At 63.9% G+C, this 4,335-nt stretch carries 4 protein-coding genes; 3 read left to right on the top strand and 1 reads right to left on the bottom strand.

The window, feature by feature from the left end:
- Positions 1-378 (top strand): DNA alkylation repair protein (locus KDH09_14420; GenBank protein ID MCB0220890.1); only part of this gene is annotated, 378 nt, incomplete at its 5' end.
- Here the strand turns inward: KDH09_14420 and KDH09_14415 are convergent.
- Positions 375-1,331, bottom strand: coding sequence for a rhomboid family intramembrane serine protease (locus KDH09_14415; protein ID MCB0220889.1), 957 nt, complete (start codon positions 1,329-1,331; stop codon positions 375-377). The genes KDH09_14420 and KDH09_14415 overlap by 4 nt on opposite strands.
- Positions 1,332-1,646: 315 nt before the next feature.
- Between KDH09_14415 and KDH09_14410 the strand changes: the two genes are divergently transcribed.
- Together KDH09_14410 and KDH09_14405 are read left to right on the top strand one after the other, a co-directional pair.
- Positions 1,647-2,783 (top strand): BamA/TamA family outer membrane protein, encoded by a 1,137-nt coding sequence (locus tag KDH09_14410; protein ID MCB0220888.1) that lies wholly within the window; start codon positions 1,647-1,649, stop codon positions 2,781-2,783.
- A gap of 247 nt (positions 2,784-3,030) precedes the next feature.
- Positions 3,031-3,651, top strand: a complete 621-nt coding sequence (locus KDH09_14405) for a TetR/AcrR family transcriptional regulator (protein MCB0220887.1) — start codon at positions 3,031-3,033, stop codon at positions 3,649-3,651.
- Positions 3,652-4,335: the final 684 nt, after the last annotated feature.

The following is a 4,335-nucleotide window of genomic DNA, read 5'->3' as shown; positions in this document are numbered from 1 at the left end:
TGGGATCTCGTCGACACCAGCGCCCCGCACGTCGTGGGCGGCTGGCTGCTCTCGCGGGACCGGAGCCAGCTCTACATGTGGGCGCGCTCGCGGAACCTGTGGAAGCGCCGCGTCGCCATCATGGGTACCTTCGCCTTCATCCGCCAGGGCGACTTCGCCGATACCCTCGCCATCGCCGAGATTCTTCTGGGCGACAAGCACGACCTCATCCACAAAGCCGTGGGCTGGATGCTGCGCGAAGTGGGCAACATGGACCGCGCCGCCGAGGAAGCGTTTCTCAAAAAACACTACCAGGACATGCCGCGCACCATGCTGCGCTATGCCATCGAGAAGTTTCCGGAAAAGCGGCGGCAGGCGTATCTGAAGGGGCGGGTTTAGGGAGCCTCAGCGGTTCTCTCACGAATTCGAAGTCCGAGCCACAAGCAAGTACCCACCAGTGCCCCACCAATGTGCGCGAGGTAGGCGACGCCTGCCTCACCGTCTCCGGCGTGCCTGAATGCCGCAAGAACCTGGAACAGCAGCCAGAGTCCGATCCAAATCCAGGCAGGATAGCGAATCCAGATTGCCCCGAGATGGAACGCCCGCCCCAGTCTCGCTTGCGGAAACTGCAGCGCATAGAAAAGCATGGCACCCGATATTGCACCGCTTGCGCCCACAAGCGGGATTGTAGAATTTGGGTAGGCCGCGATGTGCGCAATTGATCCTCCCAGGGAAGCGCCAATCAACAGGAGCCCAAACAGCCAACGTCCGAGGTAGTCCTCACAGTTGTCGCCAAAAACCCACAGGAAACAGCAGTTAAAGAAAAGGTGGAGAAGGTCACCATGCAGGACGAATGAACTCAGAAAATCGAATCCACCGTGTCGATCCCAAAGCGCGGGAATCAGGCCAAAATCTCTGGCCACCTGCGAATCAAAACCAAGGAGCAAATTCACAGCGAGCAAAAGGGCGATCAGTGACCACGTCAGCCACGGTACGATTCGCAGCGGCTGAACGCCCATCTCGGCAGGCACACCGAGAATCGCCACCAACTGCTCCCAAATACCCTCCGGCAACCGTTGCAGCTTCAAACGGCCTTCGCCGTCGGGTGTCGGCACCCCGCCGATTGCCATGGGGCCTCGCTGCAGATAGGTATCTACCGTGTCGCGATCGCGCCTGCGCTTCCGCTCCTGAAACTCCTCTCTGATCTCCCGGCTGCGCTCCACCTCCGCGATCTCACCGGGTAAACGCGGCAGACTTATCAATTCACCCCGGTCGAACCAGATAAGGTGACAAGTGCGGCAAAGATCGAGGACGACGCTTTTGCCATCGCTCGCAAAGCCAACCTCCCGCATACTCTTCGCACAGCCCGGACACTTCGCACCGGCGGGCAAGCCCCTGGCCCGTCCTGCATGCCAGATCGCCCCCACTGCCTTCCGGTCGAATGAGCGACGAAGCAGCGGCACCGTCAACGCCCTCCCGTCACAGCTTGAGCAGATCCACTGCGGCCCGACTTCCGTCGGCGTTCTCTTCAGCCGCAGTTGACATCGTGGACAAAGAAACAAGACAGGTTCCCATTATTTCAAATTCCCCAAACGGTAACCGACCGACGCACCAAAGCGAATCGCCCCCGCTTGCCCCACCCACCCGCGCGGGGTAACGACTCCCCAATGACACGTATCAAGGCAGCGGCGCTCCGCCTCGCGATGACAGCGCTTGTTCTGGCGCTCGGCGCCGCGCCCGCGTTTGCCCAGGACGTTCCCCACGTGGACGAGCGCGAGGATCCGGGGCTCTTCGAGAAGCTGCGGCTCTCGGGCGAGGAGTGGTTTCTCGTTCCGGTGCTGCTCTACTCGCCGGAAACCGGTTTTGGCGGCGGGGCGACGTGGATGTACGTCATGCGCGACCGCGAAGAAGACCCGCGTCCATCGAGCATCCAGGTGCTGGGCATCTACACGGCCGAGAACCAGTTCAACGCGGCGCTGCGCCCGCGCCTGTATCTGATGGACGATGCGCTGCTGCTCGATGCGCGCGCGAGCTTCTCGAATTTTTCTCTCAAATACTGGGGCGTGGGAAACCGCGCGCCGGACATTCTCGAAGAGGACTACCAGAGCTCGCGCGCGAAGTTCTCCCTGGCTGCCAGCTACCGCGTGTGGAAAGAGCTGCGCGTCGGCGCGGGCTACGAGTTCTTTCGCAGCCACCTCGAGGAATTTCTTCCCGGCGGCCTGATTGCCACGGGCCTTGCGCCCGGAGCCCCCGATGCGATCGTCTCGGGCCTCGGGCCAAGCGTGACCTGGGACAGCCGCGACCACCCCTTCGCCAGCGAGTCCGGCGGTTACTACCACTACGAGAGCATCTTCTATGAGGGCGCCTTCGGCAGCGACGCCGACTACGTGGCCCACCGCTTCGACCTGCGCCGCTTCTTCACGCCGGCAAAGAACCACACCATCGGCGTGCAGCTTCTCGCCCAGTTCATCGACGGTGACCCGCCCTTTGAATCCTTTTCGCAGCTCGGCGGCCGCAAGATGCTGCGCGGCATCTTCAGCGGGCGCTACCGCGACCGGCACATGATCGCCGGGCAGCTCGAGTACCGCTTTCCCATCTGGTGGTTCATCGGCGGCGCGGCCTTCGGCGCGGCGGGACAGGTCACCCACGAAGTGGACCGGTTCGAGTGGGACCACATCCGCTGGGCCGCCGGCGGGGGGCTGCGCTTTAAAGTGGACCGCAAGAACCGCATCAACCTGCGCCTGGACTTTGCCGGCAGCGACGGGGAATTCGCGGTGTATTTTGATGTGGGAGAGGCGTTCTAGGAGGAGCAAAGCTCCCACAGACCCCGCTCCCCCGTGCCGGGGGAGCTGTCCGACGTAGCCAACGGCGGAGTCGGGCTGAGGGGGTCGCGCAAGTGGCGATCAGCCTCTGATAACGGAGCAGCAAACTGCTGCCAACGCCCCCTCAGTGCGCTCCGCTCACAGCTCCCCCGGCAACGGGGGAGCAGGGATTGATGGGTTTCTCTTTCCCTTGCCCACTGGCTGGGCGACCAGCATAATTGCACCCGCCATGGGGAAATCGGCAAAAACGCAGGAAGAGCCGCAGCTCGAATCCATCGACCGGATTCTCGAAGCCACCATCACGTGCTTCGCGCGCTACGGCTACGACAAGGCCTCCATCAAGGTCATCGCCGAAGAGGCGGGCGTCTCGCGCGGGCTGCTCCACTACCACTTCGCGTCCAAGGAAGAGCTCATCGTCTCGGCCGTGGCCCGGATGGCCGAGCGCATCTACACCGAGATCAAGGCCCGCGTCCCCAAGGACGGCGATCCGCTCTCCCGGCTCACGGCGGCGGCCAAGCACATGTACGAGCTGCTCATCGGCGACAAGGCGCTGGCCACCTTCATGGTCGAGCTCGTCGGCACGGCCAACCACAACGAAGCCCTGCGCGAGCGCTACCTGCTCCACCGCGACCGCCAGCGAGAGTTCATGCGTGAGATCATCGAGGACGCCGTCGGCGATTTTGCCGGCAAGAGCCCGCTGCCGCTCGACGAGATGGTGCAGATGCTCGAGACCTGGATCGTGGGAATGATCATGCAGCGCGCCTTCAGCGAAGGCGACGAAGAAGCCCGCGCCATCTTCAACAGCTTCCTCGCCCTGATGGGCCGCCTGCTCAACGCCGCCGCGCGGTAGGCGACCTCTGCAACGCGAACCACGATTCCGTTCGTCCTGAGGAGCCGCAAAGCGGCGTCTCGAAGGACGGGTCGCAGGCCCGTTCAACCCTTCGAGACGGCCCTTCGGGCCTCCTCAGGGCGAACGGGAAAACAGAAGACCCACCGGTCATTGACGCAACACGTGGACGTGGACGAAAAATGCGCCGCGCCGGCGCGGCGTCAATGTCGGAGCCTGATCGCCGCCGGGGTAACCCCCTCAGTCCGACACCGCCCTTGGCTGCGTCGGACAGCTCCCCCCGCCCTCCTTCCTTGAAACTTCGGAGGGCGGCCCTCGTAGCCTTGGCGAAGGAGGGCCGGGGGAGCGGGACTGGATGGGCGCAACGCGCCCAAAAAGAAACCGGGCGAGCCCTGCGGCTTCTTTTCACACCCCTCTCCCGCCGCGGACCCTGATGCGGCGGGGCGCCTGAGGGGAGTGACAAGGCCACCCGGCTCGCCCGTTGCGCCTCCCCGCCGCGTGCCGGGCACGCCGGTCGGGGGGCTTTCCTGAGAGCCAGCCGCTCCCGCAGGAGTGGGATCGGCCAGCGGGGGAGATCGTATCAAGAAACCGGCTGGCTGTCCAGCCAGTTTCTATCCGGCACGATAGTACCGTGAAAAGGTGTAGGGGCGGGGTCTACCCGCCCTTCTTGCACACGGGCGGGTAGAC

The organism is Chrysiogenia bacterium (assembly GCA_020434085.1).
Lineage (GTDB): Bacteria > JAGRBM01 > JAGRBM01 > JAGRBM01 > JAGRBM01 > JAGRBM01.
Note: the sequence above shows the minus strand (reverse complement) of the source record. Positions and strands in the feature narration are given on the sequence as shown.

What these genes read in the sequence shown, in the direction of transcription:
- KDH09_14405 (MCB0220887.1), top strand. Translation starts at nt 3,031, where the DNA reads ATGGGGAAATCGGCAAAAACGCAGGAAGAGCCGCAGCTCGAATCCATC.
- KDH09_14410 (MCB0220888.1), top strand. Translation starts at nt 1,647, where the DNA reads ATGACACGTATCAAGGCAGCGGCGCTCCGCCTCGCGATGACAGCGCTT.
- KDH09_14415 (MCB0220889.1), bottom strand. Translation starts at nt 1,331, where the DNA reads ATGCGGGAGGTTGGCTTTGCGAGCGATGGCAAAAGCGTCGTCCTCGAT.